16 protein-coding genes and 1 riboswitch are annotated in these 18513 nt (G+C 70.1%); of the genes, 8 read left to right on the plus strand and 8 right to left on the minus strand.

Going from position 1 to position 18513, the window contains the following annotated elements; genetic code table 11:
• Positions 1 to 102 precede the first annotated feature (102 nt).
• Complete coding sequence (locus ACZ7NC_RS11995) at positions 103 to 618, minus strand: chorismate mutase (RefSeq protein WP_471487258.1); 516 nt, start codon at positions 616 to 618, stop codon at positions 103 to 105.
• Between the two features lie 89 nt (positions 619 to 707).
• Between ACZ7NC_RS11995 and guaA the strand changes: the two genes are divergently transcribed.
• Positions 708 to 2285, plus strand: a complete 1578-nt coding sequence (guaA, locus tag ACZ7NC_RS12000; protein WP_471487260.1) for a glutamine-hydrolyzing GMP synthase — start codon at positions 708 to 710, stop codon at positions 2283 to 2285.
• Between the two features lie 21 nt (positions 2286 to 2306).
• Here guaA and ACZ7NC_RS12005 read toward each other — a convergent pair whose 3' ends face one another.
• Positions 2307 to 2780: a pyridoxamine 5'-phosphate oxidase family protein gene (locus ACZ7NC_RS12005; protein WP_471487262.1), complete on the minus strand. Its 474-nt coding sequence runs from the start codon at positions 2778 to 2780 to the stop codon at positions 2307 to 2309.
• Between the two features lie 153 nt (positions 2781 to 2933).
• On the opposite strand from ACZ7NC_RS12005, the gene ACZ7NC_RS12010 reads away from it, so the two are divergent.
• Positions 2934 to 3740, plus strand: a complete 807-nt coding sequence (locus tag ACZ7NC_RS12010; RefSeq protein WP_471487264.1) for a class II aldolase/adducin family protein — start codon at positions 2934 to 2936, stop codon at positions 3738 to 3740.
• Between the two features lie 73 nt (positions 3741 to 3813).
• Here ACZ7NC_RS12010 and ACZ7NC_RS12015 read toward each other — a convergent pair whose 3' ends face one another.
• Positions 3814 to 4698: a DUF4429 domain-containing protein gene (locus ACZ7NC_RS12015; protein ID WP_471487266.1), complete on the minus strand. Its 885-nt coding sequence runs from the start codon at positions 4696 to 4698 to the stop codon at positions 3814 to 3816.
• 252 nt (positions 4699 to 4950) lie between these two features.
• On the opposite strand from ACZ7NC_RS12015, the gene ACZ7NC_RS12020 reads away from it, so the two are divergent.
• Positions 4951 to 6231 carry a hypothetical protein gene (locus ACZ7NC_RS12020; protein ID WP_471487268.1) on the plus strand — a complete coding sequence of 427 codons (1281 nt, stop codon included), beginning with the start codon at positions 4951 to 4953 and terminating at the stop codon, positions 6229 to 6231.
• A gap of 435 nt (positions 6232 to 6666) precedes the next feature.
• The gene (locus ACZ7NC_RS12025; protein ID WP_471487270.1) at positions 6667 to 7197 is read left to right on the plus strand and encodes a DoxX family protein; all 531 of its coding nucleotides are present in this window, start codon (positions 6667 to 6669) and stop codon (positions 7195 to 7197) included.
• Positions 7198 to 7209: 12 nt separating this feature from the next.
• Here the strand turns inward: ACZ7NC_RS12025 and ACZ7NC_RS12030 are convergent, their stop codons facing one another.
• Both ACZ7NC_RS12030 and ACZ7NC_RS12035 read right to left on the minus strand, forming a co-directional pair.
• Entirely contained in the window at positions 7210 to 7452 is a 243-nt protein-coding gene (locus ACZ7NC_RS12030; RefSeq protein WP_471487272.1) for a hypothetical protein, read from the minus strand.
• On the minus strand, positions 7439 to 8872 hold the full coding sequence (locus ACZ7NC_RS12035) for a PspC domain-containing protein (protein WP_471487274.1): 1434 nt from the start codon (positions 8870 to 8872) through the stop codon (positions 7439 to 7441). The genes ACZ7NC_RS12030 and ACZ7NC_RS12035 overlap by 14 nt, the downstream gene beginning before the upstream one ends.
• A 179-nt stretch (positions 8873 to 9051) precedes the next feature.
• On the opposite strand from ACZ7NC_RS12035, the gene ACZ7NC_RS12040 reads away from it, so the two are divergent.
• Together ACZ7NC_RS12040 and ACZ7NC_RS12045 are read left to right on the plus strand one after the other, a co-directional pair.
• Positions 9052 to 10341, plus strand: a complete 1290-nt coding sequence (locus ACZ7NC_RS12040; RefSeq protein WP_471487276.1) for an ATP-binding protein — start codon at positions 9052 to 9054, stop codon at positions 10339 to 10341.
• Positions 10338 to 11057, plus strand: a complete 720-nt coding sequence (locus tag ACZ7NC_RS12045; RefSeq protein ID WP_383237463.1) for a LuxR C-terminal-related transcriptional regulator — start codon at positions 10338 to 10340, stop codon at positions 11055 to 11057. The genes ACZ7NC_RS12040 and ACZ7NC_RS12045 overlap by 4 nt, the downstream gene beginning before the upstream one ends.
• A gap of 3 nt (positions 11058 to 11060) precedes the next feature.
• Here ACZ7NC_RS12045 and ACZ7NC_RS12050 read toward each other — a convergent pair whose 3' ends face one another.
• Positions 11061 to 12134, minus strand: a complete 1074-nt coding sequence (locus ACZ7NC_RS12050; protein WP_471487278.1) for a C40 family peptidase — start codon at positions 12132 to 12134, stop codon at positions 11061 to 11063.
• A 503-nt stretch (positions 12135 to 12637) separates the two neighbouring features.
• On the opposite strand from ACZ7NC_RS12050, the gene ACZ7NC_RS12055 reads away from it, so the two are divergent.
• A complete protein-coding gene (locus ACZ7NC_RS12055) occupies positions 12638 to 12991 on the plus strand; it encodes a hypothetical protein (protein WP_471487280.1) in 354 nt (117 codons plus the stop codon).
• Here ACZ7NC_RS12055 and ACZ7NC_RS12060 read toward each other — a convergent pair.
• Positions 12969 to 13991 (minus strand): tellurite resistance/C4-dicarboxylate transporter family protein, encoded by a 1023-nt coding sequence (locus ACZ7NC_RS12060; protein WP_471487282.1) that lies wholly within the window; start codon positions 13989 to 13991, stop codon positions 12969 to 12971. The genes ACZ7NC_RS12055 and ACZ7NC_RS12060 overlap by 23 nt on opposite strands.
• 216 nt (positions 13992 to 14207) lie before the next feature.
• Positions 14208 to 15407: a C40 family peptidase gene (locus ACZ7NC_RS12065; RefSeq protein ID WP_471487284.1), complete on the minus strand. Its 1200-nt coding sequence runs from the start codon at positions 15405 to 15407 to the stop codon at positions 14208 to 14210.
• Positions 15408 to 15415: 8 nt separating this feature from the next.
• A riboswitch (cyclic di-AMP (ydaO/yuaA leader) is annotated at positions 15416 to 15586 on the minus strand.
• A 371-nt stretch (positions 15587 to 15957) separates the two neighbouring features.
• Between ACZ7NC_RS12065 and pcrA the strand changes: the two genes are divergently transcribed.
• Complete coding sequence (gene pcrA, locus ACZ7NC_RS12070; RefSeq protein WP_471487286.1) at positions 15958 to 18444, plus strand: DNA helicase PcrA; 2487 nt, start codon at positions 15958 to 15960, stop codon at positions 18442 to 18444.
• Positions 18445 to 18513 lie beyond the last annotated feature (69 nt).

Raw genomic sequence — 18513 nt, forward strand, 5'->3', positions numbered from 1 at the left:
CGCGTGGTTCTTTCGGGCCCGCCCCTGGCTGGCACGGACACCGGTACCAACGAAGCGGTGCGGGAGGCGTCACGCGCCGTACGGGTGAGAGGGGTGCCGAACTCAGATACGACCGCGGCACAGTTCGAGCAGCGTCATGGCGAGGGACGTGCCCGGCTTGCCCAGTGCCTCGCTGTAGTGGTTGAGGATCTCCATCTCGCGGGAGAGGTTCACCCGCCGGCCGCCCGAGGTGATCCGCGCCTCCTGGATCACCGCCGAGACGGCCATCCGTTCCTGGATCAGACCGATGATCCGGTCGTCGAGTGCGTCGATGCGTTCACGGGCGCCGGTGATCACATCGGCGGCCTCGGGGGTGCGGGCGCCGGTCTGCTCGGCGGCGGTGGCAGTCATTCGGGGCTCCTGTAAGGGGTGCGGCCGCCCCGGAGCGACAGGACCCGGAAACGCAAGACGCCCCGGGCCTTGTCGGCCCGGGGCGCCTGGGAAGTCGCTTGTCAGTTGCTCAAGCAGCACGACCATGGCAGCCGGCGGGCCGGGTGCCATAGGTAAAGAGGAAGGTCGGGTGCGTGAGCATGGGGTCAGTATGCCGCGCCTTCCCGGGGTGTCCAAGCCGGTTCGCATCCTGAGACGGGGCTTGCCCCGGAGGGGGGCCCGCGGATCCCGGTAGACTCGGCCCCACACACACCTCGCTCACCGCCGGAAGGCAACCCGTGTCATCAGCGAACCCCGCAGCCGCCCCCGACACCGTTCTGGTCGTCGACTTCGGTGCGCAGTACGCCCAGCTCATCGCCCGTCGCGTCCGCGAGGCGCGGGTCTACAGCGAGATCGTGCCGAGCACCATGCCGGTCCAGGAGATGCTCGCCAAGAACCCGGCGGCGATCATCCTCTCCGGCGGCCCCTCGTCCGTGTACGAGGAGGGCGCCCCCCGCCTCGACCGCGCGCTCTTCGAGGCCGGCGTCCCCGTCTTCGGCATGTGCTACGGCTTCCAGCTCATGGCGCAGAGCCTGGGCGGCACGGTCGACAACACCGGCTCCCGTGAGTACGGCCGTACCGATCTCCATGTCTCGAAGTCGTCCTCCACCCTCTTCGAGGGCACCCCGGCCGAGCAGCACGTGTGGATGTCGCACGGCGACGCCTGCTCCGCCGCCCCCGCGGGCTTCACGGTGACGGCCTCCACGGACGTCGTCCCGGTCGCCGCCTTCGAGAACGACGAGCAGAAGCTCTACGGCGTCCAGTACCACCCCGAGGTCATGCACTCCACGCACGGCCAGCAGGTGCTGGAGCACTTCCTGTACCGGGGCGCGGGCCTGAAGCCGGACTGGACCACGGGCAACGTCATCGAGGAGCAGGTCGCGGCCATCCGCGAGCAGGTCGGCGACAAGCGCGCCATCTGCGGGCTGTCCGGCGGCGTGGACTCCGCCGTGGCCGCCGCTCTCGTCCAGAAGGCCATCGGCGCCCAGCTGACCTGTGTGTATGTCGACCACGGCCTGATGCGCAAGGGCGAGACCTTGCAGGTCGAGAAGGACTTCGTGGCCGCGACCGGCGTACAGCTGAAGGTCGTGGACGCGGAGGAGCGGTTCCTGACCGCCCTGAAGGGCGTCTCGGATCCCGAGGAGAAGCGGAAGATCATCGGCCGCGAGTTCATCCGGGTCTTCGAGCAGGCCCAGGCCGAGATCATCGCGGACGAGGGCCCGGCGGTCGAGTTCCTGGTGCAGGGCACGCTGTACCCGGACGTGGTCGAGTCCGGTGGCGGCACCGGCACGGCGAACATCAAGTCCCACCACAATGTGGGCGGCCTGCCGGAGGACCTCGAGTTCAAGCTGATCGAGCCGCTGCGCAAGCTGTTCAAGGACGAGGTGCGGATGGTCGGCCAGGAGCTGGGGCTCCCGGACGAGATCGTCCAGCGCCAGCCCTTCCCGGGTCCCGGCCTCGGCATCCGGATCGTCGGCGAGGTGACGAAGGAGCGGCTCGACCTGCTCCGTGAGGCCGACGCCATCGCCCGCGAGGAGCTCACCGCGGCCGGCCTCGACCGGGACATCTGGCAGTGCCCGGTGGTCCTGCTCGCGGACGTCCGCAGCGTGGGTGTGCAGGGCGACGGCCGGACCTACGGCCACCCGATCGTCCTGCGCCCGGTCTCCTCCGAGGACGCGATGACCGCCGACTGGTCGCGGCTGCCGTACGACGTCCTGGCGAAGATCTCGACCCGGATCACCAACGAGGTGCGGGACGTCAACCGCGTCGTCCTCGACGTTACCTCGAAGCCGCCGGGCACCATCGAGTGGGAGTAGGCCCCATGGGCTTCACGGGCCCTAGGTGCGCTTGATCGTGCGCAGGGGTCGGCCAGGCTGCCAGATCTGGACGACGAGGTACTTGTCGTCCTCGATGGAGGTCCTCACGACCTCCGTGAGCTCGGTGCGGAAGAGGTGGAACGGCTCCGGAGGTTCCACCTCTTCCGTGTACGCGGCCTTCAGCTCCTGGTCCTCGACCTCGATCGCCCGTCCGGAGATCCGCACATCACCGCCGCCCATGGACTGGCCCTCCCCGGGGTTCGCCTGGATAGCGAAGCGCGGGTCGCGGCGCAGGTCGAGGGCCTTGAGCGAGTTCGGCATCATGCCCAGCCACAGCTCGCCGTTCAGGAAACGGACCTCCAGCCCGGTGGTGCGGGGGGAGCCGTCCTTGCGGAGAGTGGCGAGGATGTGGTGGGTGAAGGCGCCGAAACGTTCCTCGGCGGTGCGGGCGAGGTCCGGTTCCGCCTCGGCGAAGGTTGCCCAGTTCACTGTCATACGGTGAGTGTGGCGCCCATACTCGACATCCGCTGTCCGGTTTCCGCCGCCGGGCGAACGCCGTTCGAGCGGGATCTTTACAGAACAACTCTGTTCTCCTGCGCTGACCGACGGTAACTTCCGCCCCGTAAGCAACCCAGTGCTGGAGGACATATGCACGGGACACCCTCCGGGCCCACTCCGCCGTCGCCGCTGCCGACCGACCAGCTGCGGTTCGCGATGCCGCCGATGCACGAATCCCTCGACGACGAGCGCCGGCATCGCAAGGAACGGCTCGCGGGCGCGCTGCGGATCTTCGGACGGCTCGGGTTCGAGGACGGGGTCTCCGGGCACATCACCGCACGCGATCCCGAGTTCAGCGACTGCTTCTGGGTCAATCCGTTCGGGATGCCGTTCAAGCACGTCACCGTCAGCGACCTGGTCCTCGCCAACTCCGAGGGGCAGGTGATCGAGGGCCGCTACCACGTCAACCAGGCCGCCTTCACCGTCCACTCCCAGGTCCACGCCGCCCGCCCCGACGTCGTCGCGGTCGCCCACTGCCACTCGGTGCACGGGCGCGCGCTCGCGGCGCTCGGGGAGCTGCTCGACCCGATCACCCAGGAGAGCTGCGCCTTCTACGAGGACCACGCGCTCTACGACGCCTACTCGGGGGTCGCCGTGGACGCCCTGGAGGGCCGCCGGATCGCGTCCGCGCTCGGCTCCCGCAAGGCCCTCGTACTGCGCAACCACGGGCTGCTGACCGTCGGTGACTCGGTGGACGCCGCGGCCTGGTGGTTCCTGTCGATGGAACGCTCCTGCCAGGTGCAGCTGACCGCCAAAGCGGCGGGGCGTCCGGTGCTGATCGAGCATCGGCAGGCGGTGGCCACCTGGGAGCAGCTGGGTGGGGACCTGGTGGCGTGGATCAATTACCAGCCGATGTGGCAGGACGTGAGCCGGAGTGAGCCGGATCTGTTGAGCTGACGGCTGTGGGCTGGGGGGTGCGGGGGGTGTGGGGGCTGAGAGGGTTGGGCGGCTTGGCTTGGAGGGCTGAGGCTCAGAAGCCCCGCAGGACCACCGCCTTCGTGATCGCGAACTCCTCGTCCGTGAGTACGCCGTCCCGGTGCAGCTCGCCCAACTCCCGCAGTCTGCGCAGCAGCACGTCGTGGTGGTCGGCCGGGGGCGGGACGGATGCCGCCAACTGGGGGCGGTCGGCGTAGTCGACGCCGGTGCGGGTGGAGGGGTGCGGCAGGCGGGCGGTGACGGCCGTGGCCACCAGGGCCGTGAGCAGGTCGCGGCGGGCGCTGCCCCACAGGTCCAGGGCGTACGGGTCCTTCTCCGGCGGCAGCTTGGAGAACACCGTCTCGCGGGTCACGAAGCGCAGGAAGCCGTCCTCGTAGCCGGAGTTCGGCAGCCACTCGACCTGGACGAGGTCGCCCACGTTGATGATCCGCGGGCCGGTCGCCCGCTTGACCCGGTCGGAGGTGTCGGACCAGTCGATCCGCACCTGGGTGCCGTCGAAGGAGACCATGCCGTCCGAGGAGCGGACCGAGACCGGGACCGGTGGGCCGGGGAGGAGGTAGGTCTTGGTCGCCTCCCTGGGGATCTGGTCCAGGAGCAGTGCCTGGCGGATCTCCTCGGCGACGTACTCGGCGACTCCCGCACGGTCGATGTCCACCGCCAGCCGGTACGGGTCCGCCGTCTCGGGCAGCCGGCCACCCGTCGCCTGGAGCAGCGGGTCGGCGCCCTCGCGCAGCCGCATGCGCAGCCGTCCGCGTCTGCGTTCGGGCTCGAAGACGATGCTCGCCACGGCTTCGAGGGGTACGGCGATCTCTCCGTACGTCTGCCGGAACAGTGGCACGGAGCGGTGGAGTCCCGGCGTGATCCGGACCGTTGTGCCGTCGAAGGCCCAGGTCCCGTCGCGCTGGATGATCTCGGCCATAGGGAAATTCTCGCAGCCGGGTCAACACGGCTGCTCCTTGATCACCCGCGCCGCACGGCCCTGCCGACCGTTGAGCGGGTGGTGTACGGCACAATTCGCTGTCGTCGTACGGGAGTTGCGGATGGCTCGGACGGTGGCCGAAAACGGCGGTGGCCGGTATGTGAGACCCGGCTGCCGGAGGTGGGGCTGTGGGCTATAAGGCGATGTGGCCGTGTGGTCGGTCGTGAGGTTCGAGGAAGGCGGGCGTCGGTCGTGGCGGTGCACGAGGCTGGACAGGGCGGCACGGTCGTGGGCGCTCATGGGGGTGGCTGCACCTGCGGGGACTGTCCGCACGGGGCGCGTGCGGGGCATCGGCGCGCGGTTGCCGAATTCCTGCTGAAGCGGGACGAGTTCGCGGCCGGGCAGGGCCTCCCGGCGGCGGTGGCCCACTCGGCGTCGGCCTCCCGGCAGTGGGTCTCCGAGGAGTTGACGCAGTCGGCGGAACTCGTCGCCGAGCGGGGGCGGGCCGAGGGGGAGGCGTGGCTCGCGCGGCTGTGGTGGCGTACGGCGTGTGTGGTCTGGGGACTCGTCGTGGCGCTGCTGCTGGTTCAGGCGCTCACGGCCATCGGCGCGGGGTGGACCGCCGCGCGTACGGCCGGGCTGCTGGCGGCGGTCGTCACGGCCGGGGCGCTCACCGCGGCGTCGTGGTTCCATCGGGCGCGGGGTGGCGTGCTGGCGCCGGTCATCGGGGAGGACAACCGGCTGTCCACCTCGCGTGCGGTGGCCGGGGCGTGGGTGCTGTTCGTGGCGTACGCGGTGCTTGTGCTGGTGGGGCGGTTGGCTGCGGCGTCCGGACACAGGGAGCGCGATGCGCTGATCGCCGGGCTTGAACTGGGGCGGGGGGCCGGTGTGGTGACCGTGCTCGCCGTGGTGTGTGCGATCGCCGTGCTGGTGCGGCGGGTGGTCGGGGTGCGAGTGCTCGGGCAGCGGCTGCAGAAGGTTCGGGCGCATCGGCCGCGGGCGGCGGATCTGCTGACCGATGACGCGGGGCGGGGGACGTTCGCCGACATTCAGTACATCGTGATCGGTGGCGTCGCGCTGCTGTTCGCGGCGGTGCGGTTGGCGCGGCGGCCGGATCAGTTGCCGGATCTGCCGTGGGGGTTGGCGGTGGTGGTGCTGGTGTCTTCGGCGACGTATCTGGCGGGGAAGTACGCGGAGGGGGGTCGGCCGGTGATTCTCTCGGTGGTGCGGGCGCGGGAGGCCGGGGATCTGGACGCGCCGATCCGTACGGGCGACGACATCGAGATCCGGGGGGCCGGGTTTGTGCCGCCCGGGGCGCAGGGGGCGGACGGGTTGTCGCGGATGGTGGTGCGGGTGGGGGCGGTGCATGTGCATGTGCCGTTGGTGCCGGTGGCCGGGGGGTTCAGCAATCCGACGGATGCGGTGCTGACGGTGCCGGTTCCGGTGGAGGTGGAGCCGGGGCGGGTGGAGGTGCAGGTGGTTACTGCGGCGGGGGTGGAGACCAATCGGTACGTCATTGATGTGACTGAGTGACGGGTGCCTCCGGCGGTTGGGTGGGGGATGCCTGCGGCGGCCTGTGCGGGGTCGGTGGGGGCTTGTGTAGCGCCAACGGTTGGTGGGTGGGTCGGGGCCGTGCCGGGGGGTGTCCGTCCTCGGTCGGGCGGTTGCTGTTGGGCAGGGTGGTTGGCGTTTGTTGACGCCCGCCGCTGCGGGCGGACACCCCCCGGCACGTCCCCTTGCCGCCGTGCGCGGCTGGCGGGCGGTGGGGGTACGCCGCCTGGGCATCTTTAGGCCGTCCGTTTGCGGGTGAAGTCCCGTTTCAGGCCGTGGGGTCTGAGGGCGCGTGGGGGTTTCCCGGGGGTTGGCCGGGGCGGAGAATGCGGGGCGGGACGGTTGAGCGGCGCAGCCAATGCGTACGTATGGTCTTTGAGGGGTCACGGCACGGCGGGCGAGAGGCGGCTACTGGCGATGACTCACGGTATGCACACGGATACCCACAGCCCTTATCTTGACGGCGGACGGAGCTGGCGGGACACCGCTGCCCATTACGCGCTGCTCCCGCTGCGCGTCTTCCTCGGCGTCACCTTCATCTATGCCGGCCTGGACAAGATCACCGACAGCGCCTTCATGAAGGACTCCGGTGCGGGATCGATCGGCGACATGATGCGTGCCGTTCGGGACTCGGCGGCCATTCCGGCCATGGTGGACATGGCCTTGGACAATCCGGTGGCCTTCGGTTATGCCATCGCCTTCGGTGAGCTGGCCGTCGGCATCGGGACGCTGATCGGGTTGTTCGCCCGTCTGGCGGCGCTCGGTGGGGCGCTTATCTCGCTGAGTCTGTGGTTGACAGTGAGCTGGGCGTCCGATCCCTACTACTACGGCAACGACCTGGCCTATCTGATGGCCTGGCTGCCGCTGGTGCTGGCCGGTGCTCCCTTCTTGTCGGTGGATGCGGCTCTTCGTGCCCGGCGACGGCATCGGACTGGTGGGTATCGGTAGCTCTGCCGCCGGTCAGTTGGGTGTGTCCTGTCGGGGGGTGGCAGGCGTGCGTGTCGAGGCGCGGTGTCTGCGGCGTATCGCTCGGGTCAGGAGGGCCGTCGTGCCTGCCAGGAACAGGCCGAAGATGACCAGGGGGATCACCGTGAACCACGGTGTCTCCCACGCGCCGCCCGCGTCACCGGCGTAGATGATGCCCGCGAGGGTCAGGAAGGTGCCGGCGACCAGCCTTCCGGGCTGGAACTCATGACGTAGCACGGCTCACCTCCGCCTGTCCGACGCCGACGCTCAGGTCGAGTTCCAACGTGCCCGCGCTCTTGGTGCCCGTGGTCGGTTTCAGGGTCAGCTCCTTTTGCTTGCCCGGTGCGACGTCCACGTCCCGCTCGTCGTCGCCCGGCAGCTGGATGTCTCCGACGCCCACGTCGATGCTCACCTTCACGGTCGCGTCCTTGGGGACGATCACTTTCAGCCGGCCGACGCCCACGTCGGCCCTCGTCGTCACCGTCTGGCCCTCGGTGAACCGCAGTCGGGTCAGGTCCAGGGTGCCGACGCCCGTGCCGAGCTCGTATTCGTCCTGTACTTGTGTCGTGGCCGCCGGTCGCCAGTCCTTTTCGGTCCAGTGGGTGCTGATGTCCTTGGGCAGGGCGGCCGAGGCAGCGAGTAGGCCCGCGGTGATGATCGCCAGGAAGACGGAGCCCGCTCCCGTGCGGCCCAGGAACGCGCTGATGGCTATGCCCAGGCCTATGACCAGCAGCGCGCAGGCCAGGCCGGTCTGGAGGCTGGTGCCGAGCGTGTCGTCCTCCCAGGTCGCGCCCGTGCCCAGGGCGCCCGCGAGGAGGGCCAGCAGGAACACCCAGCCGCCGATCCAGCGGGGGCCGCGGGGCTTGGGCTGCTGGGAGCGTCGGGTCCGTATGTCCTGGCGGCTGCTCCAGGTGTTGCCCAGGCCGATGTTGACGGCGGCCGCGATGTCGCGGTCGCGGGCCTCGCGTGGGCCCCAGAGATAGCCCGTGCCGCCATCGTGGGTGCCGTCCTTGACGATGGGGTCGCGCCACCAGGAGGGGTAGGCGGTGGGGACCGGTGGGGCCTGGGCCTCCGGTGGGGCGTCGGCGACGGCCTGGGCCGAGAGGGGGTCCGGGTCGGGGGTGCCACGGTGCCGTGACCAGTAGCCGGCGCCCGCGAGGAGGAGGGAGAGGACGACGGCGAAGGCGAGCACGCCGCCGTTTTTCAGCAGCGTCAGGAACACGCCGCAGCCGACCAGCGCGAACAGCACGGCCGTCAGCGCCTGGCCGTCGACTCGGCCGGTCAGCAGCTTGCGCACCTCGTTCTCGTCCTCGTCGGCGTATGGGACGCAGAGCCAGGCGAAGCCGTAGAAGATCAGGCCTATGCCGCCGGTCGCGGAGAGCACGGCGAGGGTGATCCGGAAGATCACCGGGTCCATGTCGCACTGCCGGCCGAGCCCGGCGCACACGCCGGCCAGCATCTTGTTCCCCCGGTCGCGCCGGAACCTGTGCGGCGGGTCGAGGACGCCCGCTTCCTCGGACGCCCCTGTTTCTGCGCCCGCGTGCGCGCGAGGCTCCTCACCCGCGGCGCTCGCGGGTGCCGGGCCGGACGGGGTGCCCGTGGTGGGCACGGCTTCCGGCTCGGGCACGGAGTCCGCGGCGTGCTGGTGATCAGTCATGGGTCCATGGTGACGGGCGAGTCGGCGGGATGGGAGTCGGAATGACCCTGGTCGGACCCTGATATCGGCCCTGAGGCGGGGGCGGGGGATGTGTGCGAGCCGGCGGCCTCCGAAGATCAGGGGAGTCTAGGGGGTCGACCCTGATGCCCTGGTCGGCCGGGCGTGTGAACATCGATGGCATGCCGGAAGCCGCAGCAGCGCCACTCGTCGAACCGCGGCCGCCGCGCAAGCTCTACCGCAGCAGTGACGGACGCTGGCTCGGGGGCGTGGCGCGGGGGCTGGCCGGACATCTCGGCCTGCCCGTCATCTGGGTGCGGCTCGTCTTTGTCGGCCTGTTCATGGCGGACGGCCTCGGCGCGCTGTTGTATGCCGCGTTCTGGTTCTTCGTGCCGCTCGGCGTCGGCGGTGTCGACGCGCAGCGGCCGCCCCCCTTCACCACCGAGACCGCGGCCGACGGCCGCCGCAGACTGGTCGCCCGCAAGCCCGACAAGGGGCAGATCGTCGCGCTGCTCCTCATGGTCGTGGTGGCCATGGTCTTCGTCGGCAGTGTGGACCTGGGCAATGGCGCGAAGGCCTACCTTTTGCCCGCCGTCCTCGTCGGTGCGGGCGTCGCCCTGGTCTGGCGCCAGGCGGACAACGCCCGGAGGGCCCGCTGGATGGAGGTCGGGCGGCGTCGGCGCACCCTCAGTCTGCTGCGGGCCGCGGGCGGCGTCGTCCTGGTCACGGCAGGCGTCTCCGGCATCTTCGTCCTACAGGGCTCCGCAGCCCACCTCGGTTCCGTCCTGCAGGCCGCCCTGGCGGTCCTCGTCGGTATAACGCTCCTCGCGGGGCCGTATCTGGTCCGGATGACCCAGGACCTCTCCGAGGAACGTCTGATGCGCATCCGCGCCCAGGAGCGCGCCGAGGTCGCCGCGCACGTCCACGACTCGGTGCTGCACACCCTGACCCTGATCCAGCGCAACGCGGAGAACGCGAACGAGGTCCGTCGCCTCGCCCGCGCCCAGGAGCGCGACCTGCGCACGTGGCTCTACAAGCCCGAGGGCACCGGCAAGGACGAGGAGGACGAACCCGCCAACCTCGCCGACGCGGTGCGGCGCAATGCCGCCGAGGTGGAGGACATGCACGGCGTCCCCATAGAGGTCGTGGTCGTCGGCGACTGCCCGCTCGACGAGAGGATCGGCGCACAGATGCAGGCCGCGCGCGAGGCGATGGTGAACGCCGCCAAGTACGGTGGCGAGGGCGGCGCCGTGCAGGTCTACGCCGAGGTGGAGGGAAAGACCGTCTTCGTGTCCGTCCGGGACCGCGGTCCGGGCTTCGACCTCGACTCGATACCCGCCGACCGCATGGGCGTCAGAGAATCGATCATCGGCCGCATGGAGCGCAACGGCGGTACGGCCCGGCTCCGGGCGGTACCCGGCGGCGGCACCGAGGTCGAGCTGGAGATGGAGAGGGCGGAGAAGACGTCATGAGCGACCCGACCGAGGCCAACGAGCCCGTGGAGTCGACCGGCGGGAGCGCGGGCGAGCGACATGTGCGCGTGGTCCTCGTCGACGACCACCGCATGTTCCGTACGGGAGTGCAGGCCGAGATCGGCCGCACCGAGCAGACCGGCGTCGAGGTTGTCGGCGAGGCCGCGGATGTCGACCAGGCGGTCACGGTCATCACCGCGACCCGGCCCGAGGTCGTCCTCCTCGATGTGCACCTCCCGGGTGGCGGCGGGGTCGAAGTCCTGCGCCGCTGCGCCCCGTTGATGGCGGACGCAGAGCAGCCCGTCCGCTTCCTCGCGCTGTCCGTCTCGGACGCGGCGGAGGACGTGATCGGGGTGATCCGGGGCGGCGCGCGCGGTTATGTGACGAAGACGATCACCGGCACGGACCTGGTCGACTCCATCTTCCGGGTCCAGGACGGCGACGCGGTGTTCTCGCCGCGGCTCGCCGGGTTCGTACTGGACGCGTTCGCGTCGACGGACGCGCCGCCGGTCGACGAGGACCTCGACCGGCTCACCCAGCGCGAGCGGGAGGTGCTGCGGCTGATCGCGCGGGGATATGCGTACAAGGAGATCGCCAAGCAGCTGTTCATCTCCGTGAAGACGGTCGAGTCGCATGTGTCGGCGGTGCTGCGCAAGCTCCAGCTCTCCAACCGGCATGAGCTGACACGGTGGGCCACGGCACGGCGTCTGGTGTGAGGCTCACGCCACCCGAGTGGCCCCTGCGAACGGCATCTCGTCGAGCGGGGCCACCCGGACCGGGGCCGACGGGTTCGGGGCGTGGATCATCTGGCCGTTGCCGATGTAGAGGCCCACGTGGCTGATGCCGGAGTAGAAGAACACCAGGTCGCCCGGGAGGAGTTCGGAGCGGGAGACACGGCGGCCCGCGTCGATCTGGGCGTAGGTCGTTCGGGGCAGTGAGATACCGGCCGAGCGGTACGCGGCCTGGGTGAGGCCTGAGCAGTCGAAGGCGTCCGGGCCGGTCGCGCCCCAGACGTAGGGGCTGCCGAGTTTGGCGTAGGCGTAGGAAATGGCGGACGCCGCACGCGAGTTGGGGGCTCCTGCGGTGGCGGTGCCGGGGGTGGTGAGGTCGTCGCGGGTGCCGGTGGCGGAGCGGGTGGCGCGGTCCGTGTCGCCCGGCTGGAGCCGGGCCCGCTCCTCGGCGGTCAGCCGGGCGAGCAGTTCTTTGGCCTCGTCCAGCTTGCCGGTCAGCGTCTCCTTGTGGCGTTTCAGCTCGGCCTGGCGGGACTTCAGCGAGGCCAGTTCGATATGGGCGGCGCCGCGCAGCTGCTCGATCTCGCGCAGCTGGCCGCGGACGTCGGCGACGGACGCCGCCTGGCGGTTGCCTGCGCGTTCGACGAACTCCGCGCCGGCGAGATAGCGGTCGGGGTCGTCGGAGAGCGCGAGCTGGAGCGCCGGGTCGACGCCGCCGTCTCGGTACTGCGCCGCGGCCATCGAACCGAGCGCGTCACGCGCCGAGTTGAGCTGGTCCGTCTTGCGAGCGGCCTCGTCCTGGAGCGTCCTGATCCGCTGCTCGGCCGCGTCCGCCTTCTCCTTCGCCCCGTTGTACTTCTCGGTGGCGACCTCCGCCTCCTGGTACAGCCTGTCCACCTTCGCCTTCACCTGCGCCGGTGTCAGCTGCGGCTCGGCGTGCCCGGTCCCGTCGAAACCCGTCGCCGTCGCCGCGCCCGCCAGTGCGATGGTCCATGCCGTGCGGGCCGTATTGCCGCCGATGCCGCCGACCGTGCGTCGGCGGGGCTTTCGGTGCGCTGCCACGTGGACTGCACGTCCTTTCGTACGACCGCCTCGTCCCGGGCGTCCGCCTGGGGCGGCGGACGGTGGCGTACTCCCGCCCCGGAGGAGCGGCGGGTGTACGGGCGCCTGGGGGGAGCGACGTACGACCGCCCGGGGCGGGTTACGCGTCCGGCGGCGGCTCGCACAGGGGGAGCGGGCCGCCGCCGGACTTTTTCGGCGGTGGTGGCCGACTGCCGCCCCTGGCCCGGGCGGCGGTGGGGAGCCGGTCACCTGGTGGAGGACGCTAAACCTCGCCGTGGCGGGCCGGTGACGCGTTGTGCGGAAGTGCCGGGAGCGGACCGTCGGTGACCGTAAGTGAGCGTGATCCCGGGATGGGGTCGTCTGGTTCACGCTGGGTGCTGACCGATGTGGCGGTTTGGGATTGCGCAGGGGTGGCGGGGTGCTATGGCGCGCATATATGCGAGATCGGGGAGGGCGCGGGGCGGTGTCGGGTGGGTTTTTCGTGGTGGTTAGGCTCCGGCTCCATGGGCGTACTCATCCATCTCTTCGTCGGTCTGCACATCATCGGTATCGCCGCGCTGCTCGGTGGTTTCTTCACCCAGATGAAGGCGATGGGTCAGGGCACCGCCCGGTTCGTCCCCGCGATGCTGCACGGCGCGCTGACCATGCTGGTCACCGGTGTGATCCTCGTCGGCCTCAATCAGGCGGACGACCAGTCCGTCGACAACATCAAGATCGGCGTGAAGCTGGCGCTGCTGATAGTGATCCTCGGGCTCGTCTATGTGAAGCGGGACGAGGAGAAGGTGGACAAGAGTCTGTTCGGTGTGGTCGGGCTGCTGACCACGGCGAACGTCTTCATCGCCGTGTTGTGGACGTGACGCCGGTGCCGGGGGGCCCGGGGGTCTGCGGGGTTCTTGGGCCGGTATAGGTCCGTACGGCGCCTGTGGCGACCGCCAGCCACGCCGCCACCGAGATCCAGAGGAGCACCTCGCCGGGGGTTTCGAGCCAGGGGACGTCCACGGCGGAGGCGACGAAGAGGGTTGCCGCCGCCGTCATTCCCATCGGGAAGACGGTTGCCCAGCGGCGTACGTCGTAGCGCTGCCTCGGCCATGCGAACTCGGCGATGAGCAGGACGGCGTACCAGGCCAGGCCGAGTACGAGCAGGGCGACGGTCACCGTGCGCAGGACGTCGGTGTCGTCCTCGTTCCAGAGGTGAATGCCGGGGGTGTCGGCGGCGAGAAGCTGCGCGCCGGCCATTGCGGAGATGGCCATGGCGCCGCCTGCCACCCAGTGGTCGCCGGCGCCGTGGGCGATCTGGCGTGGGTCGAAGCAGGTGAGGGCGACGGCGTAGAGGACCAGGCCCAGCCAGAACAGGACGAGTGCGGTGTGGGCGAGCCACGCCTTTGTCTCTGATGCGGCGAGTGTCGCGCCCAGGACGGCTACGCCCTCCGTGGCCACGCAGCCGAGGAAGACCCCGCCGGGCATCTGGCGGTGCCAGTCGCGTACGACGGCGATGAGGATGCCTGGCCAGAGCAGGGCCGCTAGGGCCAGGAGCGCCTGGGCGAGGGGTTGCCAGCCGAGGGTGCTGAAACGGGTGCCGAGGACTGTTGTCGCCGCGACGGCGGTGAGGGCGGCCGGGGTGGCTGCCTCCTTGAGCCATCTGGGGCGGTCCCGGAGGAGGCGGGCGGTGAAATCCCCCGCCAGGGCGAGCCAGGCTGCGCTTGCGAGGGCCAGGGCGATGCGGGACAGGGTCTCGTAGCCCGTCTGGTGCAGGGCTACCGAGATGATGCCGGTTGCCATGACGGCGGCGCCGGCTGCGGGGGGTCGCCGCGACCACCAGGTGTGGAGGGGGGAGGTGCGGGTGGTGGTGGCGCGCATGGGGCGATGCTAGGGAGTGGGGTGGGGGATGGGGGTGGGGCGCGCGGGGGGTGGGTGCGCGTTGATGCCTGCGGTGGTCTGTGTGTGTGGGGGCGGTGGGGTACGGGTGCTTTTCGGCTCGCCTTAGCGTTTCGCGGCATGGCCGCTGTGTCTGTGCGTGCCACGCGCGCGTGGCCTTACGAGCGGCCCGCGCGCGTGGTCGGGAGAGGACGGGTGTCAGGCGGGGCGGACCACGCTGTGGATCGACGACTCCCCGTCGTAGTAGATCGACTCCTCGCGGACGTAGGCGCCGGGCTTCGGGGCGTGGATCATCATGCCGTTGCCTATGTAGATGCCCACATGGGTGACGTCGTCGTAGAAGAAGACCAGGTCGCCGGGCTGGGCGCTGGAGAGGGAGACCGTGGTGCCGGCGTTGACCTGGTCGTAGGTGACGCGCGGGATGTCGACGCCGGCGGCCTTCCAGGCGGCCTGGGTGAGGCCCGAGCAGTCGTAGGAGTCGGGGCCGGTGGCGCCCCAGACGTACGGCTTGCCGATCTGGGAGCGGGCGAAGGCCAGGGCCTTCTCGGCCTTGGTGGCGTACGAGGAGTCCGAGGAGGACGGGTCCGAGGAGGACGGGTCCGAGGAGGACGAGTCCGAGGTGCCGGAGTCGGACGGGGGCGCCGTGCTCTCCTGCTGCTGTTGCGCGGCTTCCTGGCGCTGGCGCTCGGCCTCCGCCTGCTGGCGGGCCAGTTCGGCTGCCTTGCGCGCGGCTTCCTCCTGCTTGCGCTTCTCGATCGCGGCGAGGCGGGCCTTCTCCTCCGCCGTCAGCTTCGAGAGGAGCTCGCGTGCGTCGGAGAGCTTCTGCTGGACGGTGGTCTTGGCGGTCTGGAGGTCGTTCTGCGATTCGGTGAGCGTCTCGAGGCTCTGGGTGGCCTCCCTGCGCTTCTTCATGGTCGCTGACTGCTGCGTGAAGTACTCGTCGACCGATTCCTTCTGACGGTCCGTCATACGGCCCATCAGCTGGCTCTGGTCGAAGTAGTCCTGCGGGGTGTCCGCGAGGAGGAAGGTCGCCGTGTCGGGGGCGGTGGCGCCGGTGCGGTACTGGGCGGCGGCGGAGCGGCCCAGTTCCTCGCGTGCCTCGTTGAGCTTCTGGGTGCGCTGGGCGACGTCGTCGAGGAGGGTGTCGACGCGCTGGCGCTGCTTCGCGGTCTTCTCCTTGGCCGCGTTGTACTTCTCGGTCGCCGACTCCGCCTGGCGGTAGAGGTCGTCGACCTTCTTCTCGACCTCTTCGAGGCTGGGGTTGTCGTCCGTCGAGGGGCTCGCGTTGGCCGTCTGGGACAGCAGGGCGACGGACGTGAGGGCCGCCGTGGCGAGGGCGGGGGTCCGTATGCCTGCTACGCGCGTACCGGCGGGACGCGACTTGCGGTGCGACGCCAAGGGAGGCGACTCCTTCCATGCTCCGCCTACCGAGTTAGCTGTCGGGTTCGGGCGGGTGGTTCGGAAGGGTTGCCCTACGGCCGTTCCCGGATGGGAAGTCGGGCCGATTCACCCCAAGTTCGGTGGGTCCCCGGCTCCGGTTCGCCGTGCGGGCGCGCCGGACTCGGCGGAGGCCGTGCGGCCCGGCGTCGATCGCCGGTGGGGGTCGTACGGCCTGTCCGGCACGGTAGCCAACTCGTGTGGCCCCTGTGAAGGTTGATGTTCGATATGCCCGATACATTTTCGTGACCTTGAGGCGAGGCGGTATCAGGAGCAGCTGATTCGGGGGAGTGCGGGACTGTTTGAGTACTTATGTGGTGGGTGGGTTGTTTCGCATTATTTGTTGCGGTATTTGATCGCTCGGCCTGGTCGATCGCTTGCTGTAAGGGGCTGGTCGCGGGGGGTGAGGGGCTCTCGGGCGGGTGTCCCGGAAGATCGTCGGGATTCGGAACGTGTGATGTTCTCGGGGTGGCGGCGGGCTGTCAGTGGGGCCGCCTAGACTCGGAGAGCGATGAGCAGCCTCTTTGACGACAGCTTCCTGGCGGACCTCCAGGCCCCACGGGCCCATGAGGAAGAGCCGCCACCACCGCCCGAGGGCGATCACGCTCCGGAGCCGGTTCCGGACGATCTGTTCGGTGGGAAGTTCGACGTGCCGCCGGACCGGGACGCCTACTACCGCGACGGCGCCCCGCGGCCGGCCATCGACGCCGCGGCGCTGCTGGAGGGGTTGAACGAGAACCAGCGCGCCGCCGTCGTCCACTCCGGCACCCCCCTGCTCATCGTGGCCGGGGCCGGATCCGGCAAGACGCGTGTGCTCACCCATCGCATCGCCCATCTCCTGGCCGAGCGGAACGTGCATCCGGGGCAGATCCTCGCGATCACCTTCACCAACAAGGCCGCCGGTGAGATGAAGGAGCGCGTCGAGCAGCTCGTCGGCCCGCGTGCGAACGCGATGTGGGTGATGACCTTCCACAGCGCGTGCGTGCGCATCCTGCGCAGGGAGAGCAAGAAGCTCGGGTTCACGTCGTCGTTCTCGATCTACGACGCCGCCGACAGCAAGCGGTTGATGGCGCTGGTGTGCCGTGATCTGGACCTCGATCCCAAGCGCTTCCCGCCCAAGTCCTTCAGCGCCAAGATCAGCAACCTGAAGAACGAGCTGATCGACGAGGAGGACTTCGCCGCCCAGGCGACGGACGGCTTCGAGAAGACCCTCGCGCAGGCCTATGCCATGTACCAGTCGCGATTGCGGGAGGCCAACGCCCTCGACTTCGACGACCTGATCATGACGACGGTCAATCTGCTGCGGGCCTTCCCGGACGTCGCCGAGCACTACCGCCGTCGTTTCCGGCACGTCCTCGTGGACGAGTACCAGGACACCAACCACGCCCAGTACGCGCTGGTGCGCGAGCTCGTCGGGACCAGCGAGCACCCCGTCGACGTGCCGCCCAGCGAGTACGACCTCGCGCCCGCCGAGCTGTGCGTGGTGGGCGACGCCGACCAGTCCATCTATGCGTTCCGGGGCGCCACCATCCGCAACATCCTCCAGTTCGAGGAGGACTACCCGGACGCGACGACGATCCTGCTGGAACAGAACTACCGCTCCACGCAGACGATCCTGACCGTCGCCAACGCGGTCATCGAGCGCAATGAGTCCCGCCGCCCGAAGAACCTGTGGACCAACGCGGGCGCGGGCGCGCGCATCACCGGCTATGTCGCGGACACCGAGCACGACGAGGCGCAGTTCGTCGCCGACGAGATAGACCGACTGACCGACGCGGGGGACGCGAAGGCCGGCGACGTCGCCGTCTTCTACCGTACGAACGCCCAGTCCCGTGTCTTCGAGGAAGTCTTCATCCGCGTCGGGCTGCCCTACAAGGTCGTCGGCGGGGTCCGGTTCTACGAGCGCAAGGAGGTCCGGGACGTACTCGCCTATCTGCGGGTGCTGGCCAACCCCGAGGACTCCGTGCCGCTGCGACGGATCCTCAACGTCCCCAAGCGTGGCATCGGTGACCGCGCCGAGGCGATGATCGACGCCCTTTCACAGCGGGAGAAGATCAGCTTCCCGCAGGCGCTGCGGCGTGTCGACGAGGCGTACGGCATGGCCGCGCGGTCGACCAACGCGGTCAAGCGGTTCAACGCGCTGATGGAGGAGCTCCGTACGATCGTCGAGTCCGGCGCGGGACCGGCGACCGTCCTGGAAGCGGTCCTCGAACGGACCGGCTATCTCGCCGAGTTGCAGGCCTCCACGGACCCTCAGGACGAGACCCGCATCGAGAACCTTCAGGAACTCGCGGCCGTCGCCCTGGAGTTCGAGCAGGAATCGGGTGAGGGCGAGGCGCCCGGCGGGCTCTCGGACTTCCTGGAGCGGGTCGCGCTGGTCGCCGACTCCGACCAGATCCCGGACGAGGAGGAGGACGGCTCGGGCGTCATCACCCTGATGACCCTGCACACCGCCAAGGGCCTGGAGTTCCCGGTCGTCTTCCTCACCGGCATGGAGGACGGCGTCTTCCCGCACATGCGCGCCCTCGGCCAGACCAAGGAGCTGGAGGAGGAGCGGCGGCTCGCGTACGTCGGCATCACGCGCGCGCGTGAGCGGCTGTATCTGACCCGCTCGTCGATGCGGAGCGCGTGGGGGCAGCCGTCGTACAACCCGCCGTCCCGCTTCCTGGAGGAGATCCCGGCGGCGCATGTCGACTGGAAGCGCACGGGGGCGACCTCGCCGGTCTCCTCCGGGCCCGCGTCCGGGGTCGCCGCCTCGCTGTCGTCGTCCCGCTCGCGCTCCTCGGCCTCGGGCGCGTCCGGTTTCGCCACGCGCCGCACCTCCGAGAAGCCGGTCGTCCAGCTGGCCGTCGGTGACCGTGTCACACACGACCAGTTCGGGCTCGGCACGGTGACGGGTGTGAAGGGCACCGGCGCGAACGCCGAGGCGACGATCGACTTCGGGGACACCAAGCCGAAGCGGTTGCTGCTGCGGTACGCGCCCGTGGAGAAGCTCTAGCGCGAAGCTCTGGTACCGGTGGCGAAGCGCCAGTACCGACAAGTGCGCCCCCGCTGAAGGGCGGGGGCG

This window comes from Streptomyces sp. NPDC111802 (assembly GCF_055634335.1).